Raw genomic sequence first — 24,464 nt, 5'->3', positions numbered from 1 at the left:
TCAAGTCTTTAATCTTTTCCGAAAGGCGCTTGTATTTAGCTCACAGAGGAAAAGAATGATTCCATAAAAATCTATTTGCGAATTAAGGGAGGGAGAATATCTCCTTTTTACTAAATTGATAAGATGTAAATTGCTAAGAAGCGAATAACCCTTCCAAAGTAGCGAATAAAATCCGTCAAAGAGTGAATAAACCTTCCAAACTAGCAAATAAATCGTCCGAGCCAGCCAATAAATCCTATCAAAGAGCGAATAAACGCCAAGAACGAAGTACGATACAAAGAAGACTTAGACCATCGATTTATTATCGCAAGCATGAGCTCGATATCCAAAACATTTCATAAACATATCAGCAATCTCAGAAATTATGTTTCATCCCAATATCATCTACCCTAGAAGTTGCCACTCCATTCACAAATCGAATAGTCTCTTACCGTTATTTCAATCTTCTTCTATTCGTATTAAAATAAAGAAAATCGAGTAAAAGAGGTAGATAGATGTGTTTGATGACAAAACTATTCAGCTTATTCGAAGCCAAGTTGTCCAAATGGAAAAGCTTGGACAGCTGACTCCGGAAGTTCTTGAAATTATTTATGAAAAGCGTTTGTTTAAATTGTTTATTCCTGATGAACTGAACGGGAGAATGACATCATTTCCGGAAGCGATACAGCTCTTTGAGGATGCGGCTTGGATCGACGGAAGCTTTGGTTGGCTTGTGCAAATCGGATCAGGTGCTGGATTTTTTGTGACGACGATGAAGGAAAAGCTGGCAGCAGAAGTATTTACCAAACAAGATGTGTATATCGCAGGCAGTGATCGTCCAAACGGTATTGCCCAAAAAGTAGATGGTGGCTATGTTGTCACTGGCAGCTGGCCGTTTTGTAGTGGATCGATGCATGCTACGATTTTTACTGCCAATTGTATTCTTGAAACAGATGATGATAAAAACGGAACGGTACAAGCCTTTGCGTTCACACCAGAACAAGTGAAAATTGAACAAGATTGGCATGCATTTGGACTGAAGGCAACGAACAGCTACACAATTCATGTGAAGGACGCATTTATTTCTGAGGAAAGGGTATTTGATGCCTATCACCCACATTTTTATTATGATGATCCGGTATTTCACTATCCGTTCGTCCCTTTTGCTGAGGCAAATATTGCTGCAACGACTATCGGTATTGCACGACACTTTTTTGATGAGGCGAGAGCGTTTGCGTTGATGAAGAAAAAAGCGTGGGGTTCTGCACGTTATACGTTTGTAACGAACAAAATAGAAGAAATGGAGCCCCCTTTTAATGCTACTGTTCGTGCGTTTCATCAAGCAGTGGAACAATCTTGGATGACCCATGTCTCTGGAAAAGAATGTTCTGAGGAAGAATTGCAAGCCATTAGCAAGCAAAGTAAGGTAGCTGCTCAACACGCTGTACATGGAGCACAGATGTTATTCCGATATCTTGGAATGGATGCCATTATGGAAAATACGAACATCAATCGAATATACCGTGATTTACATACGGCATCACAGCATAAACTGCTCGTGTCATATGATTAAAATCAGGTACCAGCGTATAGCACAAATAAGTTTTTTTAAAGGGCACAAATCGCGAGAGAGCAAATAAATGAGGCAAACTAGCGAATAATACCTGGCAAAGAGCAAATAAGTCTTCCGTACTAGCGAATAAAACCAAATAAAGAGCGAATAAATATCAAAGACATTTCCCAGCCAGTCAACTCAAATAATTCAGAAAACAGGCTACTATTCAAGTCCATAATGCTGTATATAATAGAAAGAACACAAACCAACTTAAAAGGAGGCCGCCGAAAAAATCATTTCATCTCCAAAATTTGATAAAATCAGCCTTTTGGCTAGTAAAATGAAAGAAAAGATTTTATCAATAAAATGGGAATGTTCTTGTTTTTCAGTAACCTCACTTAAGGTTTGTGTTTCTTTGTCGTAATCGCCGCTTTAATACATGACTAAAACAAATGCTTTGAATAAGTCATCATAAGCGCTATTCATATCTTCGTCTGTTGTTTGAATGTTCCATTTGCCATCTTCATTTTTCAGCGTAAGTGAAAAATCACGAGAGTCGTCGTCTAGTTTAGTATTGTTTAGAATTTGGTCAATTCTAGTAAAGATATAAACTAAAGCATCTTTTTCTGCTTTATCGTATTCATCATAAGAATATTTATTTTGATTTTTCTTCGAGAATTGATCGCCGACTTTTTCAGATTGGTTGTACAGATCAGAAGTATCAAAGTTTTTGAATTTTACTATCACTTTTGCTTTTTTGGTATCTGCGTATTCAATTTGGTAAGTTGGCTTGATCTTTTGGTTCAATGCTTTACGGTATTTTTCAATAAATATTTTCTCTGTCTTTAAATCTGGTGTATAATCACCGAATCCTTCTTTCAGTTGATTTCCAAGTTCTTCATCAAATTTTTGACTGTCTTTGAGCACATCATTGGTAACTAAAGTTTTAAAATCAGGGTTTTCTTTGCTTAGGAATACATTATCGACGTATGCCTCTAGTGCTCTTTTCGCATTTTCATTGTCATTTTTATATTTTGACGGATCTACTTTTACAACTAATTCTTTCGATTTTTCACCTTCATCATTATAAATATGCGGTTGGAAATGAAGTTCATATTTTTCCTCTGGATTGATAGGATACGCCAGATCACCAGATGCCTTTTTTTCTGGTGAAACGCTTCCAGATAATTCTTCATAAGATTCTTCATCTGGCGGATTAACATAAACCGTTTCAATCTTCTCATCATTTTTATCATAAAGACTGAAATCTGCACCCGATAAGGAAACTTCATTTTTAGATTTATTATGTACCGTTACGTTCAACTTGAGGTACGTTTTTTCTTCGTTATCATCATATTTGGTGATGGTTATATATTCACCTGAGTTGACTTTGAATCCAACGTCACTTGATTCTTGCTTCGAATCAGAACCACTGCTACTTGAACCACATGCTGCTAGAAGCAGTGAAAGTACTGCAAATAAGCTAATGAGTGCCCACCTTTTCTTATTAATAACAAATCCCTCCAATTATAATAATCTCTAGATGAGATTATAGCACTCCCTGCCATATTTCGTGGGTTAAAATGTAAAAATGAAATAAAACTACCAAATAAGGAATGGTTATAAAGGAGTATGAAATAAGTAATCATCCATTGATTTGATGAATAATTACCTATAAATGAAGAAAATAACTTGTTTTAATTTTTAAAAAAATAAAGTTTTGTCGAAATATAAGGGATTTTGCATTAGATTGTCATTCTATATGGATAGATAAAGAAGAAATAAATTAGGTAGAAAAGACTAATAAAAAATGAATATTAGATAAAAATTTTACTTTTGATATGAATGTTTGATTTTTGAAGGGTTTCACTTTATCTAACAAAAATATTTCGGAGATGTTCAAAAAATATAAGTGGCAAATGCTAATAGTAGCCTTTTCTGTTTTCTCGATAAATTTTTCTATAGTTGTTTCTAAAAAAATGCCCTTTTTAGGACTTGTCACTTTTGTTTCGAAACATATCGTTTTTTTTCTTTGATGCCTTTACTACAAAAATTGTTGAAACAATAACACCAACTAATGCAGACAAAGAAGAAGTCAAAACTACTATAAACATAAGACAAACACCTCTGTTATTTTTAAATTTGCATTATTAACTAAGACAGCTTATTTTTCTTTAGATTATTATTCTACAAATATTTCCAAAATCCTTGTTGCTGAGCATATTTTATCTAAACTAAAGAAATTCGAACTCATCCATATACAAGTAAAGATGTTGTCCAAAACTACAGACAACATCTTCCTGGAAGTATACATTATTCAGTTAGTGAATAAATGGAATAAAATGGTAAATATTATTTATTCATCAAATGAAGTAAGTGATCGTATTTTCTAGGAAAGTCAGCGCCTAATTTTTCTATTTCTATTTTGGCATTTTGAATGAGTTTTTCGGCTTTCCCTTTTGTTTGATCATCTAATTGAAGAAATTGTCCTCTTTTTTCATGATGTTTTGGGGGCAATACAATGCCGAATTTTTTTAGCTGGGCATCAGCTTCTGCTTTTGTGATCGTCCCGTCTTTTCGCTTTTTGATAATTTCCTTCACTTGTGCCTTTGTTTTTTCATCTAGATTTTTGAATTTAGGATGACTTGGCAATGAAATCCCCAGTTTTTTGAATTGAGCATCAGCCTGTTCTCTCGTAATAGCGCCAGCCTTTAACTTTTTCATAATTTCTTTTGCTTGTGCCTTCGTTTTTTCATCTAAATTGGCAAATAAATGGTGTTTCGAATGATGTTTTGGAATATCAATTCCCAGTGTTTTTAAATCTGCATCTAGCTTCTGTAAAATCGTATCCACTTTTTGCTTTGTAGCGGCATCCAGTTGTTTATTTGTCGTATTGACTTGATTATTTTCTGCAGTGGTAGCAGCGGAAGTTGAAACAGCTGCGCTACTTATAAATCCTAGCGTTAATGCAAATGCTAGGGAAAGAGTTCCCCATTTCTTCTGTATTTTCATTTACAATCACTCCTTTATTTAAAATCGAATTTGACATTAGTCAATGTATAACCATTAATTTGATTTGTTTGTTTTTTCATCATCCTTTCTTTTTAAGGTTATTTTTATTTATGTTGTCCAGTTAGAAAAATTTTAAAAGCATTGAATTTCTTTTCGTTTAAAGAAATGCATCGGAGGAATTTTATTTGGGCTACGAATAATAGAAGAAAAACGATCAAAATAGACATTCTAATGTAATCTGCGTAGAAAATTAGGTCTTTGGGATTAGTAAAAATGGTGATTTTGACATATCGATGTTTTTCCTAATACGCAGAATGAGTTGTATGGATACGAACTAACCGTACAAATAAAAAATTAAGAATCTGTTAGCTAAAGTCTAATGTTAATTCATTAATAAAAGGACTAAAAGATCATCTAAAATATAAAAAAGATAAATTTATATTATAAATTAATAAAAATAATATATATACATTATTTTCTATCCCTCGCAATCAATCTACAAAAAATTCTAAAAACTTTCAATAATTCATAATTTCCATTCGAAATCCATTGACACATTTTTAAAGTTTGGTATAATTCTTAACATATCATGTGAGAAAATCTGACATAAGAAAGGCGTTTTCATGAAAAAAATTGAAGCAATTATTCGAACTGAAAAGTTAACTGAAACGATTAAAGGATTAAAAAACATAGGTATTACAGGATTCACAGTATCCCAAGTAGTTGGGAGAGGGAAACAGAAAGACAATCAGGGTGTCTATCGTGGAAAAAATTATAAAGTGACCCTCCATCCAAAGATCAAATTGGAGATTATCTTATCCGATCATATGGTGGACAAGACCATCCAGCAAATTGTTGATTCTGCTCAAACTGGAGAAGATGGCGACGGTAAAATTTTTGTTTTTCCAATTCTCGAAGCCTATAACATTCGAACAGGAAAGGCAGATTATGATATTGATGATCTGTTAAACCAGGAGGAATAACGAACGTGGAATTAATGTATATAAATACCATATGGGTTGTATTAGCTGCGGCAATGGTGTTATTCATGGAAGGTGGATTTAGTTTACTTGAATCTGGCCTTGTAAGAACGAAAAATGCCGTAAACGTAACAATGAAGATTTTTGTGGATCTAACAATTGGAGCTTTAGCATTTTGGCTAGTTGGTTTTGGGATTATGTTTGGGCACGATACCTTTGGACTATTTGGTACTTCATTGTTTGGAAGCCCAGAAAAAATTGATCTTGCTTTAAAATTACCAAGTGCAGCATATGTCCTATTCCAAATGGGATTTGCCGTAGCTTGCATCTCCATCGTTTCCGGTGCAGTCGCAGAACGTATGAACTTCAAAGCCTATATTTTAACAGCTGCATTGATTTGCATTGTTGTTTATCCCATTTCAGGCCATTGGATCTGGAATAGCGATGGCTGGTTAGCTAAATTAGGGATGAAAGATTTTGCAGGTTCTGCCGCTATTCATGCAGTTGGAGGATTTGCTGCATTTGCAATGGCAAAAGTACTGGGACCAAGAAAAGGGCGATTTAATTCAGATGGCAGTACGAATGTTTTTGCGCCAAGTAATATTCCTTTAGCTTCTGCTGGAACGTTTATCTTATGGTTTGGTTGGTTTGCTTTTAATGCCGGAAGTACGTTGGATGCTTCTAACACAGCCTTAGCAACTATCGCGCTCAATACGATGCTTGCGGGCGCAAGTGGTGGTACAGCTGCATTATTGATAACGATGAAAAAGTTCGGAAAAGTGGACCCTAGTATGACGATCAATGGTGTATTAGCAGGTTTAGTGGCAATTACAGCTGGATGTGCCTATGTTTCAGAGTGGAGCGCCATTGTTATTGGGATTACTAGTGGCTTTATCGTGATCTATGCAACACTATTTGTAGATAATTTAAAAGTCGATGATCCAGTCGGGGCGGTAGCCGTTCATGGTTTCAATGGTGTTTTTGGTACCATAGCAGTTGGTTTGTTTGATACCACGCATGGCTTACTCACAACAGGCAGTTTTTCTCTATTAGGAATCCAACTGTTAGGTGCGGTCGTTGTCATTGTTTGGGGATTGCTTGGCGGAACATTTATGGCCAAAGTATGTGAAAAGACGGTAGGGCTACGTGCAACAGAACGCGAAGAAGAAGAAGGATTGGACATGTCCTACCATGGTATTCCTGCCTACAATGAATTAGAACGTTTCACTGATCTACCTACTAATTTATACGATTTTGAAGAATCGACAGGCGTCAAGGTTTCTCCTACAGTTCCTCCTAAAGAAAGATTCAATGAGTAATGTAGCGTGTTGTAGATTTAGCCGCTGATGGATGATATCAGCGGTTTTTTTGTTTTCATGACGATGTTCTTTAGTATGGAATATCACCTGACTTATACATTATTAAGGACGTTTTCTTTACACAAAACAAGATTTGCGAAGATTATGAGCCTTTTTAATATTGAATTTGGTTTAATGCAACACTAGTAACTCCTTTAATATTCTAAATGCCCTTAAGTTCTTATTAAAACATAGAAATATTACATGAATTTTATTACAGGGCATATGTAATACGAAATTAAGTTGAAAATAATAGAAGGCATAAAAAATAAAAGATACATATTTGTAGCTCATTTGGAAAATTGCTGAGGACAATAAAGATTGTTTTAAAAAAATTAATAGTAAGAACAGAATGTTTACTTTCATTTAATAAAAAAACGCTAAATGTAATAAAAAATAGTACTTTTTTGTGCTAGTATATTTGTTGAGGTTGCCAAAGGAGAAATATGGTATTTGTCCATGAATTAAACAAGGTAATCCTTACAAATTGTAACAATAAAGGAGAATAGAAAAATGAAAAATTACACACAAATAATTAAATCTGTAGCGGCGTTTGCTTTGGGGGCTTCTGTTATTACATCTGCAGCAGTAGCAGTTGACACAACGGCATCTGCAAAAACTACTCATAAAGTATTAAAAGGTAAACTTGTGAATTCTAAAAATAAAAAAGTAATCGCAGGTTTTAAAGTTTATAACTCTGTTCTTTATAAAAATGGAAAAACCTTTACTGGTATTTACAAAGGCAAATACTACAAAGAAGGTCAATTGTATACTGGCGTAGTATCTAAAACTTTTTATCAAAAAGGTGTAGCAGCAACAAAAGTATTTAAAGGTGTCTATTATAAGAAAGGGAAATGTTTCACTGGTACAGTAGGTAAATATTATTTTAAAAGTGGGAAAAAATTCAAGGGATCTAAAGAAGGGAAATACTATGTGAATGGTGTTCCTGCAACAGGTGTTTATGAAGTAAACGGAGTAAACGTACAATATAAAAACGGTAAAGTAGTAACTGATAAAGTTGCTCCATTGATCAAACTTAAAGATGCTAAACAAACTTTTGTGATAAAAAATACTGGTACAGTAACTTATAAAGTTAGAACGGGTGATGTATTCACTCTACCAATAGTAACTGCCAAAGATAATTTGGATAAATCCGTTAAACTTGTTACTTCAATTACTGATTCACAAGGCAATACAGTTGATAAGATTGACACAAGTATAGCTGGTATTTATACGATTATTTACACAGCAAAAGATTTAGCTTCTAACCAAACTACAGTGAAAGTAACTGTAAATGTTGAAGATGTTACATCTGTAGAACCAGCACAAACTGCAGATCAAGTCGAAATATCAGAAACAGCTAAATAATTGTTTAAATATTGATGAGGATTTTATAAAGAAAAATAAGTGTTCTTTAGACTGTAGATAAACTCCAAGAATTTCGAGTTTGTCTATAGTCTTTTTTATAGAGATATTAGATTGTATTAATATGTATGAGTCAAATTGATATGTAAAACTATACAAAAAATTGAACATTTAAGTATGTTCAATCTGGTAATTTCGGGGGGAAGGAAGATGGTTCTAAAGGGAAAAGATTTAGCTGAAAGCTCCGCAGAAATATATTGTCTTGAAAACTTGGTATAGTATTATCCAATTAGGAAATGAAATACAGTTTCCATTAACAATCATATATTTTCTTTTTTTCCATATAGTATTATACATTCTGATTATGGAAATAATAAATATAAATATAGAAGAAAGAGGGATTTCTCATGAAAGTAAAAGCTGCCGTAGTCAATAAATTAAATGGTCCATATGAAATGGAAGAATTGAATCTTGCTGAAATGCAAGATGATGAAGTTTTAGTGAAATTAGTGGCTTCAGGAATTTGTCACTCTGATGATGCTGTTCGTGCAGGTGATTCTCCATATGATTTCCCAGCCGTATTTGGTCATGAAGGTTCTGGCATTGTAGCGAAAATTGGGAAAGCGGTTACAGAATTTAAACCAGGTGATCATGTAGTAGTTTCTTATGCGTATTGTGAACATTGTGATAACTGTCGCTCAGGTTTACCAGCTAACTGTGATCATTGGATAGATTTAAACATGGGACCAGGTACAAGAGCTGATGGTTCTCATGTATTCCATAAAGAAGATGGTACACCTGTTGGTAACTTCTTTGGTCAATCCTCATTCAGTACTTATTCTTTAGTACATGAGTCTAATCTTGCAAAAGTAGATAAAGAAGTCGATCTTCGTTTAGTGGGACCATTAGGTTGTGGTTTCTTAACTGGTAGTGGGACAGTATTTAACGGATTGAAACCAGAACCAGGTTCAACGATAGCTGTATTTGGTACAGGTGCTGTAGGTCTTGCTGCAATGATGGCTGCTAAAATTTCTGGTTGTTCGAAAGTTATCGGTATTGATATCCATGATCACCGCTTGGCAACTGCAAAAGAACTAGGGGCAACACATATTATCAATAGTAAAAATACAGATGTTTTAGAAGAAATCAAAAAACTAACAAATGGAAAAGGCGTTAACTACTCAATCGATACAACTGGAGTTTCGGCAGTTATGCACACGGCCATTGACGTGCTTGCTATCGGTGGCGTAACAGCCCCTGTAGCAGTAACACTTAACTCCATTGATGTTCACCCTTTGGTAGATTTAACAGTACTTAATCGTTCGATCAAAGGTGTATTAATGGGAAATGCAATTCCTCAATTATCAATTCCTCAACTTGTTGAATTTTATAAAGAGGGAAGATTTGATTTTGATAAATTGGTGAAATTCTACAAATTTGATAATATCAATCAAGCCTCAAGTGATTCACTAACAGGAAAAACAATTAAACCAATTTTAATCATTGATGAAGACTATGTACCTGGAAAATAAGCTTTAGGTCTAACATAAGGGACTTTCCAATAAATGTTTGGAAAGTCCTTTTATTATGGACTTTAGTCTGTTGAACCTGAAGAAGGCTCAACAAAAAACACCTGCTATACGGGAGGCCACTGAAAAAGTCAATGCATCTTCAAAAAAATGATAAAAATAATCTTTTTAGTTCATAAAATTAAAGAAAAGATGGATTTTTATCAATGAAAATAGAGATTCTATAGTTTTTCAGTGGCCTCCTCATTTCGAGAGGGCATTTTTTATTTCTTTTAGGGGGGAGAGCGGTCAGGATTATGCGGATTTACAACGCTAAGATAGCAAACAATTTTATATGGTTATGAAGAGTATCTCAATAGATTAGTTTTGACCATTTTATTTTCTATCAGCTAGATTTACAGGATGAAGATGTTGGTCCTTCCTCTTCATGATGATGACCAAAAGTCTTCTCTATCGCTATTACAATATAAAATATTTTATAAAAGTTGCCTAAAATAATTTAAATGGCACGACCAAAACATATAACATGAAGAATTCACTTGTAGCACAAAGGGTGGTGTTTCTTCAAAAAAGGAAAAGAATCAAAAGTCTTTTTTCCAAAAATAATAAAAAATCACAAAAAGTCCTTAATCTCCGAAGAGGTTAAGGACTTCAATCATAGACCCTGTCAGAATTGTGTAAGCTTTGCATATATACTCAAGCGTAACAATTGCTTAAGCTATAACTATTTTTCACACCATAAAAATCAGATTAGCATATTTCTAGATCTTCTAGTTGATCTTTTAAATAACCTTTTCACACCATAAAATTCGGACAATTCTGACTTGTAGCTACTTCTATATGATAACAATATTTAAGCTTACAATAATCTTTAAAGCCTTTCTAACCATCATAAATGTTGAGATGTTTTGATACCTAGGCAGGCAGGCGTTGTCATGTCATACAGGCAAGAGAAAGTGTTCCTTAAACCCCTTTTGTGTATTACCGTTTGTCATATGCCCTTGAATTTTTAGTAATAAACGTAGTTGTGGGATGTTATTTTTATCAAGACTTAAATCAGATACAACAAAAAGCTGTTCTTTTTCAATCATATCTTTGAAAAATGCTGAATAAAAAGCAGGAACATACCCAACTTTTATATTATCAATAAAAATAGCTACTGCACAATCATCCTGTGGGTTCTCTTTATCTATTTTAAATGTAAGGTCAACAGGTTTTAAGTCCCAGCTTCGTTGTTCCATTAATTTTTGACCTTCGTAATATCTCCAACCTCTTGCAAAAAATTCCACTTTATAAACTATATTTTTATCATCGAATATTATGGGATTTACAAATTCATAATTGTCTGTAGCCAATCTGCCGCCAGTGGCTTTTAAAATCTCCATAGTTGTTGAGTTTCTAGTTAATCCATTTTTTTTCAAGAAAGCGTCATAATCCGGCCTATTTGTGTTGGGTACTCTGCGCGCAAATGGAAGAAATAACTTATTGGATACATAAGTTTTATCTAAATCTTGAAAGGCGATATGTGGCTGATAACCATTTTCTAACGCTTCTTTAAGACCTCTACGCTTCTTCTCCAGCTCGTATGAGAACTGGTAGTAATGATTTTCTTCATTGTAAAGTAGATTACCTACATGGTACCATTGACGGGTAGTTTTATTTTGCCATAATAAGCAAAGTTTTTTATTTTTAGTCATACCAATTTCCCCCTTCGTCAACGAACTGTCTTACCATATTAATACGAAAGAAAAGCAATTTTGATACAAATTTTTTTTGGCTCTCTGACATTATATCATAAGGTATAGACTTTATAATATTATCCAACATTGAAGCATTAAAATTAACAAATTTATACGAAGATTTTTTAAAAACATTGTAATTATATTTGTATAAATATGTAATCAATTTTTTTGCTTTCGGTTTTTTCTTTTCTTCAATAGTGAATTGTGTTTTGGTACGTCGATTAAATCCTGCAAAAGCATTAGCATCTTTCCCGAGATATATTTGAATATCTTTTTCTGATAAATTGTTACCTAATGAGGAGCCATTATCATACAAAGGAGATGGTGTGATGCTATTATTTATTCTAATAATTCCCCAGTTTTCGCAATGTCTATCTTGGTTAACAATAATAAAATCAAACAGACACATATCATAAAAAAAGGGGAGAATTCCATTACCCTCAACAATTTCCAATACTCTTTTAATATTGTAATGCGCTAAATTTTTAGAATCAAAATCTTCATGTATGTTACACATCAGATCTGAAATCTCGTAAAGTTCTTCATTTTTTGAACTATCTACAACATTTTCTGAAAGGCAACCTATTACTCCATCTTTTTTGGCTATGTAATATTTAGCTACTGGGACATGAAATATATTGTTACCTACATCGCTAGCAATTTTTTCTGCCCATGCTTCGCCTGGAGATTTCACATATTTAAAAAGATATGTTTTTCCATTATTTTTATACCAGGCTTTTTCTCTTGTTCCAGATGCCTCGCGATCTTCCAATTCAGTCCAATTAGATATGTCAATTATCTTCATTTTTTCTCCTTCCTTTTGTAAGGAAACATTGCATCAAATACCATCTACAAAAAATACGTGAACGTTATTTGTACTTATGCTAATGGTGATCACATTTGCTACAAATATGATCCACTTCTTGCTTAGGTTCATATTAAGGATATACGGGTTTCTTTTACTCGTCATATTCTTCTTCTGAAATTTTTTCACTTTCTATCGTTTTGATAATATAGCTATCGCTAGAAGATTGAATCGTATAGGTTTTTTTATAATCATAATCAATTGTAGGATCTTCATGACTGTAAAATGTATATTGTTCATTTGTGTCAAACTTGAATGTTGTGTCATTAATTGCTACAAGATTACTTTATATCATTGGTATGATTGCTGATTTCGTCATCATCTACAAATTTAGAAAAATAAGATTTATCTTCTTTTTCAAAATCCTCATGCATTGCCGTTACTGTCTTCGTAGGATTCATGATGGATTTCATCGTTAAATGAGCAGCCAATAATAATACTATAATTGCAATAATCGAAAAAAGTGTAAGTTTATTTTTCTTACTCATTTTTTGTTTTTGCCATCTTGATGGATGGATTTTGTTAGTAGCAGGTGTAGTAGGTATAGAAACCTTTGTTTCAACGTTATCTTGGAGGTGGTGCTGCGGATTTTCATTTTCTGATAAGGCATGACCACACTTTGTACAAAAGAGTTGGCCATCTTCATAGGATGTTCCGCAATTTTTACAAGAATTCATTTCTTCACTCCTTTTCTAGTTAGGAAGACTTTTAGGTTATAAATAAAAATCTTTTTATCTAATAATATGACAATATTATACCAATTTTTTATACTAAAAGTATAGATTTGGGGAAAATAGTAGAAATTCTAAATATATTAGCAATTTTAGTAGATTAATGTTTTGTGACTTCCAGAAATGCGTTATCCAATTTAGATTGAGGAATAGGTAAAGGTGTAAATTACAGTACGTTAGATGCGCTATGCAAGTATTTTAATTGTGACGTAGGGGGTATTTTAAATTTGAGGATACAAAGGAAGAATAACTTAGGAAAGGGTGAACAGTGTATGAAAAAGAAAGTAGTATCAATATTAATGGTTGAGCGTTAGGGCTATCTTTACTAGGAGGGGTAGGCTTTTATTTTTTATGAATGGAGAATGTCAGATGGCATTCTCTTTTCGTACATTAATGATATGAAAAGTTCTATGTCTATCTACTAGTTTATTGCATTATGTATATTCTCCTCTAGCTTTTAACAGATTTTCCGCTTTGGAATAGATATCTTCAGGCGGTCTTGGTCTTGTGTTGATCCGTTTTCCTACAGCAAAATAATAGTTCGTTTTTGTATTCTCATCAATTTTGAATATTACTCGCATGTCGCCTGTATGAATCTTTGGTAATTTTGAGTGGAATGTCATCGTACGAAATCCTTTTTCATGTAGAATTCCGTACTGACATTCTCTTGAATTGCTATAAGGATCCTTTTCTAAAGTGTCAATGACATGTTGAAACAGCTCATAAAACATTGCAAATTCTGTATTTGTCATCTTGTCTGCTACATGATCAAAAGTATCAAAATACTCCGGATGAAATTTTGATTCATATGTTTGATTGGTCATGTTAATTCTCCATTCCTTTTCTCCATTCTTTGTATTCTTTTGCCGACATATTCTTTGGCATAGTGATGAATTGCTCTTTCGGTGTATTGAAAAATTCTTCTCCAAGTTTGTTTACCATCAGATTTTCATCTACTAATTGTTCCAAACTTTCCACATACTTTTTTAATTCTTCAAAGTCTTTCATTCTCATCATTGTGATTGCCATTTCATCTTTAATGATCAGTCCCATTACTTCGTTTTCATCAATCATTTCCTTTAATCTTTTTTGGGAAATTTCTCTTAATTTGCTTGCAGGCATGGTGTTTTTTAGAGTAAATGGTTTCTCTAATAATTTTTTCATGTTTATTTTCCCCTTCCAGATTTCATTTGACATTATTTTCTCCTACCTTTATTGTACTAAATTTTGCACAAAAAATAAAACAAAATTTAGTTCGTTTTTTTATACAGTATATGTATGATGAGCTTAAATAATACGTTCTTGTCTTCTAAGTGAAAATAGCTATCTAAGTTTTAAGAGATCACTGAAAAAGTCATTTCATCTTCGGAAATTTAATAAAAATCAGTTTTTTGTTTGAAAAGTTAAAGAAAAAATAGATTTTTATCCCGCATTAACGGGCAGTAATACTCCCATCTCAAAATTCAGCGAAAGTAAAGAAGTTAGGTGGAAGATAAACTGCCTGTAAAAGCCCGATTGGTTCGGGCCAACAAGATGTTGGTCACTCAGGTGTTGCCACAGGACGTGGCGCCTTTAACCTGAGTTCCTCTAGTTCAGTGAGGGATGAAGAAAACTCCACTGATTAAAGTTTTACTTTATCAATGAAATGGGATATTATGGTTTTTTAATGATCTTAATTTTTTTAAATCCAATTTAATGGCTTCATTTTTAATGTGTTTTATAGGTTTGAGTTGTCCTAGTAAATTGAAATAAGCATAAGATTCTTTTGCAAAAAGAGGTTACTTTATTAGCAAAATTAAGAGCTAAAATTAGATCATTATCAGGTCTGCTGCAATGCTAGTGGCGAAAACCACTCCAAATAATACCACTTGTCGTTCTACTTTTCTTACTCTAAAATAAAATTAGAACAAACGTTCTGAAATAGTGTTTCATAATTATTTTGGAGGTGGCAAAATGAGTAGGAATACAGTGAATCGTACTGAATATGAAATTGACTCCAATGATAAAAATCCATGGGAAATGTACAAAAATGCGCCGAACCGCTCTATCATTTGCGTTGATATGCGTTGTTTTTATGCAAGCTGTATGGCTATGCTTGCAAAGCTGGATCCTTTAAAAGTGCCCATTGCGGTTGTTGGGAATCTTCAACAAAAAGGGAGTATAGTCCTCGCTGCATCGCCACCCATGAAAGAAAGATTTAGGATTCAAACAGGATCTCGTCTTTACGAAATTCCGGACCACCCGGATATCAAATTATTTACACCCAAAATGGAATTTTTTATAAAGATGTCAATGGAAATTACGAATTTAATTAATCGAATTGTTCCAAAAGAAGCGATACATGTATATAGCGTTGACGAAAGCTTTGTGGATCTTACCGGTACAGAAAAGCTTTGGGGTCCTCCTGAAGAAACTGCGAAATCTATTCAGTCCAGCATTTATAGCCAATTTCAAATTCCAAATGCAGTTGGAATGGGGCCCAATATGCTAATGGCAAAGCTAGCATTAGATTTAGAGGCGAAAAAGGAAGGGTTTGCGAAATGGACATATGAAGATATTCCTAAAAAATTATGGCCGGTTGCACCGTTGTCTGAAATGTGGGGGATTGGCCGAAGAATAGAACGTGCCCTAAATAATCTGGGTATTTATACGGTAGGCGACCTTGCTCATGCTGATTTAAGCATGCTGGAAAATCATTTTGGTGTTATGGGCAATCAGCTTTACTATCATGCATGGGGAATAGATCTATCCCCATTAGAAGCACATGCAGAAGAACCCATTAGCTTTGGTAAAGGTCAATTACTTACGCGCGATTATGGTAGTTGCCGTGAGATTCTTGTCGTCATTTTAGAAATGTGCGAGGATATCGCAAGAAGAGCAAGGGAAGCCTTCCAAGTGGGAAGAACCATTTCACTTGGTGTTCGTTATAGTAAAAATGTATTTGGAGGAGGTTTTCATCGGTCACATACAATAGATGAGCCAACGAATGATACGATGAAAATTTATAAAGTGTGTAAGCGATTGCTCGAAGCCTATTATGTAGAAAAACCTGTAAGGCAGCTTTCTATCAGCATTTCAAATTTAGAATCGGAACATTCCATGCAACTTAGTTTGTTTGATGAACAGAAATGGAAAAAAAGAAAATTAGGAGAGACGATGGATTATTTGCGTTCAAAACATGGATCAACAGCGATTTTACATGCTGTGTCTTATACAGAGGCAGGGACTGCGGTTGCACGTTCAGAATTGATCGGTGGACACCAAAAGTAAGAAAGCCCATAGTTCCTACGTGTTTGAGATAAAGAGGTGATGTAAAAGTGATCCGAGATCGTGGAAATATCAAATGGACTGCGATGATGCTTCCAGAACATGTAAAACTATTGCAGGAATGGAAAGCACAAGATGAATATGTTGAAAAGCCAGAGCTAGATGAATGGGGATTGCAGGAACTCAGTGAACAACTCCAAATCGCTTACGCCAATAACCTAGAGGTCGAATTAAGCATTTGGGAAGAAAAACGAATTTTTAAAGTGATCGGAATAATTACAAAGCTAGACACCAAAAGTGCTTCACTCTATTTAGAAGACGGAAAAAATTTCCCCTTTCCAGCTATTTTTGGTGTGAGTTTTACGGTTTAAATAGGCCTTCATCAAAATTTAGGAACAAAGATGTATGCACTCTACGATAACGGGGGCAGACATATGTATTTTAAATCAGAAAAAAGCCATGCCATCAGTTTTTATATCTATGACACAGCTTCTAACATATATATTTTTTTAATGGAAGATAGAAGATACGGTACTAACAATCAATTGGATATTTAAATAAGTTAAGCAGATTGTACAAACCCAACCTAGTATACTTACCCAAAGAGGATTTTTAAACCGTTCCCCCATAATTTTTTTAGAACTTGTGAAATAAACGAGTGGGATCATTGAGACAGGCAAAGCAATACTTAAGAATACTTGTGAATATATCAATAAATTATCAAGTGCTGTTTCATCTCCGCCAAAATAGATTGTACAAGCTAATACTGGAATGACAGCTAACAATCGTGTAACCATTCGGCGAGCCCACATTGGAAGACGAATGTGGATAAAGCCTTCCATAACAACTTGTCCAGTCAATGTTCCTGTAATTGTTGAGTTTTGCCCAGATGCTAATAAAGCCAATGCAAATAATGTACTTAATATAGGACTTGCAACTGCACCAGCTAATTGTGAATCATTTAATGCATGGTATAAAGAAGAGAAAGTCCCTAATTCACTGCCGTGTCCGAAGAAAAGGGCGCTACCTAAGATCAATAACAAACAGTTAATAATAAAAGCTGCAGATAGCTGAATATTTGAGTCCCATGTTGCAAATTTAACAGCTTTTGCAAGATTCTTCTCATCTCTACGAACATATTGACGCGTTTGAGCAATGGATGAGTGTAAATATAAGTTATGAGGCATAACGGTTGCACCCACAATCCCTAAAGCCATTGTTAATTGCCCATGATGTAAAACTTGTGCTTGCGGGACGAAACCTTTTAAAACGTCTGGAATATTTGGTTGTGAAATGATGACTTCATATAAAAAGACAAGTAAGATAACGCTGATCAATGTAATAACAATTGCTTCAATTTTACGGAATCCTAACTTCATTAACAATAATAGTAGTAATACATCGAAAATGGTTAATATAACTCCGACGGCAAGCGGCATACTAAATAGTAGATTCAAGGCGATCGCGCCACCGATGACCTCAGCTATATCCGTTGCCATAATAGCAAGCTCTGTCACAATCCATAAAACGTAACCAACTTTTTTGTTTGTATGAGCACGTGTGGCTTGCGCTAAATCCATTTGTGTTACAATCCCAAGTTTAGCCGCCATATATTGTAATAACATGGCGATTAAGCTAGAAATCAAAATAACTGACATCAAAAGATAGCCATATTGTGCACCCCCACCAATTGATGTCACCCAGTTACCAGGGTCCATATAACCAACTGCCACTAAAGCTCCGGGACCTGAAAAGGCCATTAAATTTTTCCAAAAACGATTAGATTTTGGTACAGAAACTGTATTATTAATTTCTTCAAGACTAGGTCCATTAGCATATTTTATAAAATTGCTAGTATTTCCTTTTATTTCGCTTTCTTTCATTGTAATCACTCCATTCCATTTTCTTTCAGTTAAATGAATCTTTAGATACGTTTAGTATAAGATGAGCTTTGTTATGAGCTTGTAAACATATTTGACAACATCACCTTTATCAAAAAATAAAGCAAAGTTAGGAATCTTTTTTAGTAATAAATAAAATATATCTTTCTTATATGAAAGTTTAATTCCTATATGAATTTTTATTTCCTTAAGGAAACTTTACGTTTACAGTATAATACGATTTTTTATTTTGTAAAGATATTAGATTAGAATTTCCATAGTTTGGTGATAAAAGTTTTAATCTTCTTTTAAATAAATGGATATAAAAGTAAACTAAGATTTTTTATCAGGCGTGTTGATTATCCAATTTAATCCATAAAAATAGGGAGAGTCATTGATTTCCGCTCCGACTTGCTCGCTTTCCTGCGGGCGAATGCTGGGGGCAACAGGATGTTGGTCACGGAATCGTTGCCACAGGACGTGGCGTTCTTAAATTCCGTTCCTTCAATCGCTACGCTGCGGGGTCTCATCTATTCGCTTTTCCCGCGGGACATTGAATTTTCTTCCTCGAATCACACCGCACGAAGGAAATGCTTGCATTTTCGAGGACTCGAGCAAGCCGCAGCGAAGATCTATATAAATGGTCCTAAAAATACAGGGTTTTTCAAAATTACACTAAATATATATTCCTGATTTTTGTAAAATCAACACGTGTGATTTTTTATAAATAAGTAGGTTATGTTCCGTGGATGGGAGTCCGTTTTCCGTGGATAGAATGCTCTCTTCCGTGGATGGGAGCGATAGAACTGTTCCTATTTATTTCATGGGATGGCCTCATTTCTATACTAAACTAATTATAAAGAACCAAGCCCATTCTATATTCATAATTCAAAACACCACCAAGTAAAAATGAGGTGGTGTTTGTTTGGCTATATGGGGCTATAAATTTTTTCTTAGTTTTTCAAGTATACGCGTCCTTCTTTTTTTCAAGGCGGCAATCGTGGTGTGGTATTTTGTTGTTAATTCTGCATATGAATAGCCTGTAATATAATAGTCGACGAGAAGTTGCCGTTCTTGCTTTGGAAGGGTGTTGAGTAATTCCTCCAATAAGCAAGCTGTTTCGGATTGCCCTGCTGATATGGTGGAGAGTGATAGCAGGACATCTTCTTGTGGCTGGTAGCGTTCTTCATAACGACTTTCTTTTTTCAGCTCGTCTAAAATGCTGCCATGTATGCAGGTGTAAGCATAGGGGGCAAAATCGCCTTGTAGATCATTGTACTTTTGCCAGGCTTTCCATAGGGTGATGCGAGCTGTTTGACGATAGTGTTCGTGATTTTTGTAGATACGGCATTTCCGAATAGCTGCTGTGATCATTGGCTCAAATTGTTCAAGAATCACTTCAAATTGACACATTTTCTTTGTCCATTCTCATTGTGCACAATGGTTGTATTCCTAGGTGTTTTGAGAATACAAATTTGTGTCGTTATCTGTAAAATGAGCAAAAAATAGTTTTGAGGGGTTAAAATGTTGAAAAATTTTTTGTCGATGAAATGTCGAGAATTATCGAAACCTTATGATTTCAATGTTCGTAGCCATAATAAAAATTTGATATGACATCAATTTTTATTTAAAATGTGGCGTTTTGATATATTTTTAGAATTTTTATAAAATTCTTTCAATTTTGAATTAATTGTTACAATTGATGAATAAAGTAACTTTAATATCCAAAATAATGATATTGTATAGTCGTAAAGAATCATATGGATATAAACAGGAATGTTGGTAGTATGGAAATCATAAAGGATTTGTACATTTAATCTAAAAGAGGAGTGATTTTCGGATGATTAATGTAATAGGGCTTATTTATGAAGATGGTATCAACAAGGAACTAGAAGACGCATATGTTAGCGACACCAAAAATAATCGATTTGCTGTCATTGACGGAGAATCGGGATTTGATCTTTTTTCTGGAGCAGAGGCTGCACATATTGTACGACGTTTTCTATTAGACAAAACCTATGAAAATGATTCCTTAGATCATATATTAAGGGCCGCCAATATGGAAATGAGAAGGACCAAAAAAGGAAGAATGCTTTGGGATGACTTTGCCGATATAAAAAAGCACACGCGAAATTGTTGTAGTGTAGCCGCTGTTCAGATTAGAGATGATCAGCTGCACTATATTCAAACGGGAAATTGCATGATTTTTGTGCAATATGAAAACGGTACGATCCGAAGTATCACTTATGATCATAAAGCCAAAATGCAGGAAAAGTATATTCGTAAATGGAAGGGAACCTTTAATACTTTAAAAAAGACATTGAGGCGGAATTACTCAGAAAAAAAGTTAGATCAATGTTATGAAAATGCCCGAACATTAATTCAACCCTTCCATATGCAGTATCGTGAAAGTGTCAATACCTATAAAGGATATGGAACGATAGATGGTAGTAGGGAATCCTCGGATTTTTGGGACAAGGGTAGTATTCCATTGATGGATATGAAGAAAATCGCATTGGTAACGGATGGACTTCAATTGCTCAGTCATAAACCACCGGGGTATGAAAGGTGGATGGATACAGCTAAGCATATTTTCAACAGAGGGCTCAAAAGTGCATGCTCGAAAAACATCATTATGGAAAAGAATGATCCTTATTGCCTGCAATATCCAAGAGTAGAAAGATCCGATGACAAAACAGGAATTTTGTTGGAGGTTTTGAGAAACTGAAGTGATATGAGTTTCTCGTATGCCTAATTCAACCAGTCAACAAATAAGTACACTCATTTCGTATGTATACAATTACACCAAATCTTTTGCTAAACTTTTTCAAACCACATCAATCGCCTATATTCGGATGGTTATTCTTGCTAGTATACGAAAACCTTTGCATCTGGGATCCAATAATCAACCTCGACTCATAAAAAGAAAATCAATCTTAAATACCAACATTAAACGCCACCTTATGACTAAATATAATACAATGCCATTGTGTAAATCAGTTTTTTACATAGTATTCCTTCGTAATTCAGGTATATATTGAGATAATCCATTGCTGAAGATAAACTGATATGACTAAGCCTGAAAAGTTTTGCTTTACAACCAAGAAATACATGATTCAGTTTTCATATAAATAGGGAAATGTACACTGAGATTTAAGGATGTTCGAAAATAGCTATTTGTCTCAAGATTCAGTTTTGTCCCGCATAATGGGCAGCAATACCCACCTCAAAATTCAGCAAAAGGAAGTTAGGTTAGGAAGAACAACTGCCGCATGCGCCCGATCGGTTCGGGGTAACAAGATGTTGGTCACTCAGGTGTTGCCATAGGACGTGGCGCTTTTAACCTGAGTTCCTATAGTTCAGTGGGGAATGAAAAAACTCCCACTGATGAAAGTTTCCCTTTATCCCATGAAAAAATAGAGTACAGATGCTGTTCCATCGGCAATCTGTGCTTTTTCTTTTTCTAATCGTTTCGTGTTTAGCAAAATTCTTCAATCTAGCCTGTATAAAATTCATTTGTGTCATCGTCAGTGTTACATGAGTATTTGTATGAATAAATAATCCCTGTATATATGGTTAGTTTAGGCTCATTAATTTTTTATTTGAAAATATAATTTATTCATAAACTTTTTTGAAATTATGACGACGAACATAGTGAATAAGACACAGATGTAGTTCATATTTGTCGTGAATCATGTAGGAGGTAGTAGGATGAAAGTATTAGCAAAAATATTATTATCAATTCTTAGTGCATGTGTGATTGTTTTTGCAGTGATCATAGGATTCAATCTATACCAAGTTAACCATTCATCTGTCAAAAGCGCAGAAGAATTGGCAACTAAAGAAGGAGAAAAACAAGCTAAAAATGTAGAAAACGATCTCAATTATTCAATGGATATGGCGAAAGGGCTTGCGATTACGCTGAATACGATGGTAGATCAACATAATGCGAATCGGCAATTGGCCAATAAAATTTTGGAAAAAACACTTGAAGAAAATTCTAATTTTCTTGGTGTATGGACAATATGGGAACCAAATGCTTTTGATGGAAAGGATAAAAATTATAAAAACAAGCTGGGACATGATCAAACGGGGAGATTTATTCCATATTGGAATCGATCAGGAGAGAAAATCAGTGTATTACCATTGAAGGATTATGACAAGCCAGGTGCTGGTGACTATTATCTTCTTGCTAAAAACAGTGGAAAGCAAGTCATCATGAATCCTTATAACTATGAAATAAATGGAAAAAAAGTATTGATGACTTCTTTTGTGATTCCTATTAAAAAGGAAGGACAGGTTATAGGAGCTGTTGGCGTGGATATGAGTTTAAAATCAATCCAAAAAGTAAACGATTCCATTCATCTGTATAAAAGTGGATCTGGTGCGATTATCTCAAATGATGGAACGATTGTAGCTCATCCATCCGAACAATTAGTCGGAAAAAGCAGCGATAAGCTTGCAGGATCAGAGTCAGCAAAAGTCAAAAAAGCCGTTCAGTCAGGGCGAACAGTATCCTTTACAAATGTATCGTCTAAAAAAGATGTTTATAATGTATATTCTCCCATCTCTATAGGGTCAACGAATACACCTTGGTCGTTGCTAGTGACCGTTCCATTAAATGAAGTAAAAGAAGGATCTAACACATTATTAAAATCCTCTCTACTTATTGGAATTATTGGTTTAATCATTCTTGTCCTATTGGTCACGCTGATTGCCAGAGGATTAGTGAAACCAATCAAAAAGGTATTCGAAAAAGTTCAAGAAATTGCAGATGGGAATTTAGCGACAGAGCCATTAACCATTCGATCAAAAGATGAAATTGGTCAGTTAGCTATGGCAATGAATGAAATGACTGAAAATACGCGCACTTTAGTCAAAGATGCAGCAGGTATTTCAGAACAAGTCAATTCTTACAGTGAAGAGTTATCGACGTTTACGAATGAAATGAGTGAAGGAATTGAACAAGTATCCGCAACATCAGAGCAATTAGCCGCAGGATCAACCGGTCAAGCACAATATGCAAGTGATATTTTAGAAAAGGTACAACATGTCAATGGTGAAATGAAAGAGATTACACAGCATATAGAGGAAATGGAAAATGATTCACAGAAAACAGAGGATTCTGTCCAAAAAGGGTTACAAAGTGCTACCCGGTCAATAAATGGCATGCAGACGATCGAAGAAAAGGTTTCCTCTACTGCGACAATTGTGCAGCAGCTAGGTGAAAATTCTAAAGAGATTAGAGAGATTCTCGACGTGATCAATAATATAGCAGTACAAACGAATCTACTAGCTTTAAACGCGGCTATTGAAGCAGCACGTGCTGGAGAACATGGAAAAGGTTTTTCAATTGTAGCCGAGGAAGTAAGAAAATTAGCTGAACAATCTGCTGAATCTACAAGTAAAATTTCAAGCATTATTGACGGTGTATTAAAAGAAACAAAAGAAGTAGAGCAAGCGATGGATGGTGTGGTTCAACAAGTTCAAGTAGGGTCTGATTTGATTAAGCAAAATAAAGAAACATTCGATGAGATCAACCAAAATATTCAGGAAATGATTGTTCAAATCAATCAAGTAAATAGTGCTTCTCAAATCATTAAGCAAGCAACGATTGAAGTATTGAGTGATGTAGAAAACATCGCATCCATCAGTCAAGAGTCCTCCGCTGGAACAGAAGAATTATCAGCAACGATGGAAGAACAAAACGCTTCTATGCAAGAAATTAATGGAATGGTCAACAACCTTTCTAAAATGGCAGAATCACTTCATCTAGAATTGTCTAAATTTAGCTATTAGTTGCGAATTATCTCATATCAACAGACAGTAAGCCCTCGCAGCCAGACGCAAGTAACATGGGGACTTACTTCTAATGAAAATCCGATTAGTTCAGCTTCAACCAATGTAATGAAGAAATTTCTACTGGTTGAAGTTCAACTTTCCCCAATGGGTGTGAGAAAACGTATCTAGAGCAACTCTATCAATATATAGCAACAGCATCTAAATTTATCCCATTGAAAAAAGTCGTCCCCTGCATCTTATTATGAAAGATGTAGGGATTTTTTATCCCGCTTTAACGGGCAGTAAGACCCCTATCTCAAGATATAGAGAAACGACAAAGATAGATGGGGGATTAACTACCCGTAAAAGCCCGATTGGTTCAACTAACCATCAGTGGGAGATGAAGAAAACCTCCACTGA

21 protein-coding genes are annotated in these 24,464 nt (G+C 34.5%); 10 read left to right on the top strand and 11 right to left on the bottom strand.

Annotated elements, in window-relative coordinates; all coding sequences use genetic code 11:
• Positions 1-496 precede the first annotated feature (496 nt).
• Positions 497-1,552: an acyl-CoA dehydrogenase family protein gene (locus FEU33_RS12635; RefSeq protein ID WP_146549714.1), complete on the top strand. Its 1,056-nt coding sequence runs from the start codon at positions 497-499 to the stop codon at positions 1,550-1,552.
• A gap of 414 nt (positions 1,553-1,966) precedes the next feature.
• Here FEU33_RS12635 and FEU33_RS12630 read toward each other — a convergent pair whose 3' ends face one another.
• The 3 genes from FEU33_RS12630 to FEU33_RS12625 form a co-directional block, all read right to left on the bottom strand.
• Complete coding sequence (locus FEU33_RS12630; RefSeq protein WP_146549713.1) at positions 1,967-3,061, bottom strand: DUF5105 domain-containing protein; 1,095 nt, start codon at positions 3,059-3,061, stop codon at positions 1,967-1,969.
• A gap of 461 nt (positions 3,062-3,522) precedes the next feature.
• Positions 3,523-3,648, bottom strand: a complete 126-nt coding sequence (locus FEU33_RS19305) for a hypothetical protein (RefSeq protein ID WP_255473088.1) — start codon at positions 3,646-3,648, stop codon at positions 3,523-3,525.
• 238 nt (positions 3,649-3,886) lie between these two features.
• Positions 3,887-4,546, bottom strand: coding sequence for a hypothetical protein (locus FEU33_RS12625; RefSeq protein ID WP_146549712.1), 660 nt, complete (start codon positions 4,544-4,546; stop codon positions 3,887-3,889).
• 623 nt (positions 4,547-5,169) lie between these two features.
• Between FEU33_RS12625 and FEU33_RS12620 the strand changes: the two genes are divergently transcribed.
• The 4 genes from FEU33_RS12620 (at position 5,170) to FEU33_RS12605 (ending at position 9,781) form a co-directional block, all read left to right on the top strand.
• On the top strand, positions 5,170-5,529 hold the full coding sequence (locus tag FEU33_RS12620) for a P-II family nitrogen regulator (RefSeq protein WP_146549711.1): 360 nt from the start codon (positions 5,170-5,172) through the stop codon (positions 5,527-5,529).
• A 5-nt stretch (positions 5,530-5,534) separates the two neighbouring features.
• Positions 5,535-6,845, top strand: coding sequence for an ammonium transporter (locus tag FEU33_RS12615; protein WP_186725832.1), 1,311 nt, complete (start codon positions 5,535-5,537; stop codon positions 6,843-6,845).
• Positions 6,846-7,397: 552 nt separating this feature from the next.
• A complete protein-coding gene (locus FEU33_RS12610) occupies positions 7,398-8,252 on the top strand; it encodes a DUF5011 domain-containing protein (protein WP_146549710.1) in 855 nt (284 codons plus the stop codon).
• Positions 8,253-8,656: 404 nt separating this feature from the next.
• Positions 8,657-9,781, top strand: coding sequence for an NAD(P)-dependent alcohol dehydrogenase (locus tag FEU33_RS12605; protein WP_146549709.1), 1,125 nt, complete (start codon positions 8,657-8,659; stop codon positions 9,779-9,781).
• A gap of 935 nt (positions 9,782-10,716) precedes the next feature.
• Here the strand turns inward: FEU33_RS12605 and FEU33_RS12600 are convergent.
• From FEU33_RS12600 to FEU33_RS12590, 4 genes are all read right to left on the bottom strand, one after another.
• The gene (locus FEU33_RS12600) at positions 10,717-11,475 is read right to left on the bottom strand and encodes an HIRAN domain-containing protein (protein WP_146549708.1); all 759 of its coding nucleotides are present in this window, start codon (positions 11,473-11,475) and stop codon (positions 10,717-10,719) included.
• Entirely contained in the window at positions 11,468-12,325 is an 858-nt protein-coding gene (locus tag FEU33_RS12595) for a HipA domain-containing protein (RefSeq protein ID WP_146549707.1), read from the bottom strand. The genes FEU33_RS12600 and FEU33_RS12595 overlap by 8 nt, the downstream gene beginning before the upstream one ends.
• A gap of 154 nt (positions 12,326-12,479) precedes the next feature.
• A complete protein-coding gene (locus FEU33_RS19420; RefSeq protein WP_425328611.1) occupies positions 12,480-12,656 on the bottom strand; it encodes a TcaA NTF2-like domain-containing protein in 177 nt (58 codons plus the stop codon).
• A gap of 10 nt (positions 12,657-12,666) precedes the next feature.
• Complete coding sequence (locus FEU33_RS12590) at positions 12,667-13,062, bottom strand: zinc-ribbon domain-containing protein (protein WP_146549706.1); 396 nt, start codon at positions 13,060-13,062, stop codon at positions 12,667-12,669.
• A gap of 203 nt (positions 13,063-13,265) precedes the next feature.
• On the opposite strand from FEU33_RS12590, the gene FEU33_RS19415 reads away from it, so the two are divergent.
• The gene (locus tag FEU33_RS19415) at positions 13,266-13,430 is read left to right on the top strand and encodes a helix-turn-helix domain-containing protein (protein WP_370467685.1); all 165 of its coding nucleotides are present in this window, start codon (positions 13,266-13,268) and stop codon (positions 13,428-13,430) included.
• Positions 13,431-13,550: 120 nt separating this feature from the next.
• On the opposite strand, the gene FEU33_RS12585 is transcribed toward FEU33_RS19415, so the two are convergent.
• Both FEU33_RS12585 and FEU33_RS12580 read right to left on the bottom strand, forming a co-directional pair.
• Positions 13,551-13,940: a type II toxin-antitoxin system RelE family toxin gene (locus FEU33_RS12585; protein WP_146549705.1), complete on the bottom strand. Its 390-nt coding sequence runs from the start codon at positions 13,938-13,940 to the stop codon at positions 13,551-13,553.
• Position 13,941: 1 nt separating this feature from the next.
• Positions 13,942-14,280, bottom strand: coding sequence for a hypothetical protein (locus FEU33_RS12580; protein ID WP_146549704.1), 339 nt, complete (start codon positions 14,278-14,280; stop codon positions 13,942-13,944).
• Between the two features lie 855 nt (positions 14,281-15,135).
• Here FEU33_RS12580 and FEU33_RS12575 point away from each other — a divergent pair.
• Together FEU33_RS12575 and FEU33_RS12570 are read left to right on the top strand one after the other, a co-directional pair.
• Positions 15,136-16,386 (top strand): Y-family DNA polymerase, encoded by a 1,251-nt coding sequence (locus FEU33_RS12575; protein ID WP_146549993.1) that lies wholly within the window; start codon positions 15,136-15,138, stop codon positions 16,384-16,386.
• A gap of 47 nt (positions 16,387-16,433) precedes the next feature.
• Positions 16,434-16,754 carry a YolD-like family protein gene (locus tag FEU33_RS12570; protein ID WP_146549703.1) on the top strand — a complete coding sequence of 107 codons (321 nt, stop codon included), beginning with the start codon at positions 16,434-16,436 and terminating at the stop codon, positions 16,752-16,754.
• 138 nt (positions 16,755-16,892) lie between these two features.
• Here the strand turns inward: FEU33_RS12570 and FEU33_RS12565 are convergent, their stop codons facing one another.
• Both FEU33_RS12565 and FEU33_RS12560 read right to left on the bottom strand, forming a co-directional pair.
• The gene (locus tag FEU33_RS12565; protein WP_146549702.1) at positions 16,893-18,266 is read right to left on the bottom strand and encodes an Nramp family divalent metal transporter; all 1,374 of its coding nucleotides are present in this window, start codon (positions 18,264-18,266) and stop codon (positions 16,893-16,895) included.
• Between the two features lie 936 nt (positions 18,267-19,202).
• Positions 19,203-19,676, bottom strand: coding sequence for a sigma-70 family RNA polymerase sigma factor (locus tag FEU33_RS12560; protein ID WP_146549701.1), 474 nt, complete (start codon positions 19,674-19,676; stop codon positions 19,203-19,205).
• A gap of 427 nt (positions 19,677-20,103) precedes the next feature.
• On the opposite strand from FEU33_RS12560, the gene FEU33_RS12555 reads away from it, so the two are divergent.
• Both FEU33_RS12555 and FEU33_RS12550 read left to right on the top strand, forming a co-directional pair.
• Positions 20,104-20,991 (top strand): PP2C family serine/threonine-protein phosphatase, encoded by an 888-nt coding sequence (locus FEU33_RS12555; protein ID WP_146549700.1) that lies wholly within the window; start codon positions 20,104-20,106, stop codon positions 20,989-20,991.
• Positions 20,992-21,974: 983 nt separating this feature from the next.
• Positions 21,975-24,062: a methyl-accepting chemotaxis protein gene (locus FEU33_RS12550; RefSeq protein WP_146549699.1), complete on the top strand. Its 2,088-nt coding sequence runs from the start codon at positions 21,975-21,977 to the stop codon at positions 24,060-24,062.
• The last annotated feature ends 402 nt before the right edge of the window (positions 24,063-24,464 follow it).

The sequence above is a fragment of the Rummeliibacillus suwonensis genome, assembly GCF_007896435.1.
Lineage (GTDB): Bacteria > Bacillota > Bacilli > Bacillales_A > Planococcaceae > Rummeliibacillus > Rummeliibacillus suwonensis.
This window is presented reverse-complemented; position numbering and strand designations above follow the sequence as displayed.

Coding starts and splice junctions, on each gene's coding strand:
- FEU33_RS19305 (WP_255473088.1), bottom strand. CDS start 3,648: ATGTTTATAGTAGTTTTGACTTCTTCTTTGTCTGCATTAGTTGGTGTT.
- FEU33_RS12565 (WP_146549702.1), bottom strand. CDS start 18,266: ATGAAAGAAAGCGAAATAAAAGGAAATACTAGCAATTTTATAAAATAT.
- FEU33_RS12610 (WP_146549710.1), top strand. CDS start 7,398: ATGAAAAATTACACACAAATAATTAAATCTGTAGCGGCGTTTGCTTTG.
- FEU33_RS12560 (WP_146549701.1), bottom strand. CDS start 19,676: ATGTGTCAATTTGAAGTGATTCTTGAACAATTTGAGCCAATGATCACA.
- FEU33_RS12595 (WP_146549707.1), bottom strand. CDS start 12,325: ATGAAGATAATTGACATATCTAATTGGACTGAATTGGAAGATCGCGAG.
- FEU33_RS12600 (WP_146549708.1), bottom strand. CDS start 11,475: ATGACTAAAAATAAAAAACTTTGCTTATTATGGCAAAATAAAACTACC.
- FEU33_RS12590 (WP_146549706.1), bottom strand. CDS start 13,062: ATGAATTCTTGTAAAAATTGCGGAACATCCTATGAAGATGGCCAACTC.
- FEU33_RS12555 (WP_146549700.1), top strand. CDS start 20,104: ATGATTAATGTAATAGGGCTTATTTATGAAGATGGTATCAACAAGGAA.
- FEU33_RS12575 (WP_146549993.1), top strand. CDS start 15,136: ATGTACAAAAATGCGCCGAACCGCTCTATCATTTGCGTTGATATGCGT.
- FEU33_RS12550 (WP_146549699.1), top strand. CDS start 21,975: ATGAAAGTATTAGCAAAAATATTATTATCAATTCTTAGTGCATGTGTG.
- FEU33_RS12620 (WP_146549711.1), top strand. CDS start 5,170: ATGAAAAAAATTGAAGCAATTATTCGAACTGAAAAGTTAACTGAAACG.
- FEU33_RS12625 (WP_146549712.1), bottom strand. CDS start 4,546: ATGAAAATACAGAAGAAATGGGGAACTCTTTCCCTAGCATTTGCATTA.
- FEU33_RS12585 (WP_146549705.1), bottom strand. CDS start 13,940: ATGACCAATCAAACATATGAATCAAAATTTCATCCGGAGTATTTTGAT.
- FEU33_RS12580 (WP_146549704.1), bottom strand. CDS start 14,280: ATGAAAAAATTATTAGAGAAACCATTTACTCTAAAAAACACCATGCCT.
- FEU33_RS12605 (WP_146549709.1), top strand. CDS start 8,657: ATGAAAGTAAAAGCTGCCGTAGTCAATAAATTAAATGGTCCATATGAA.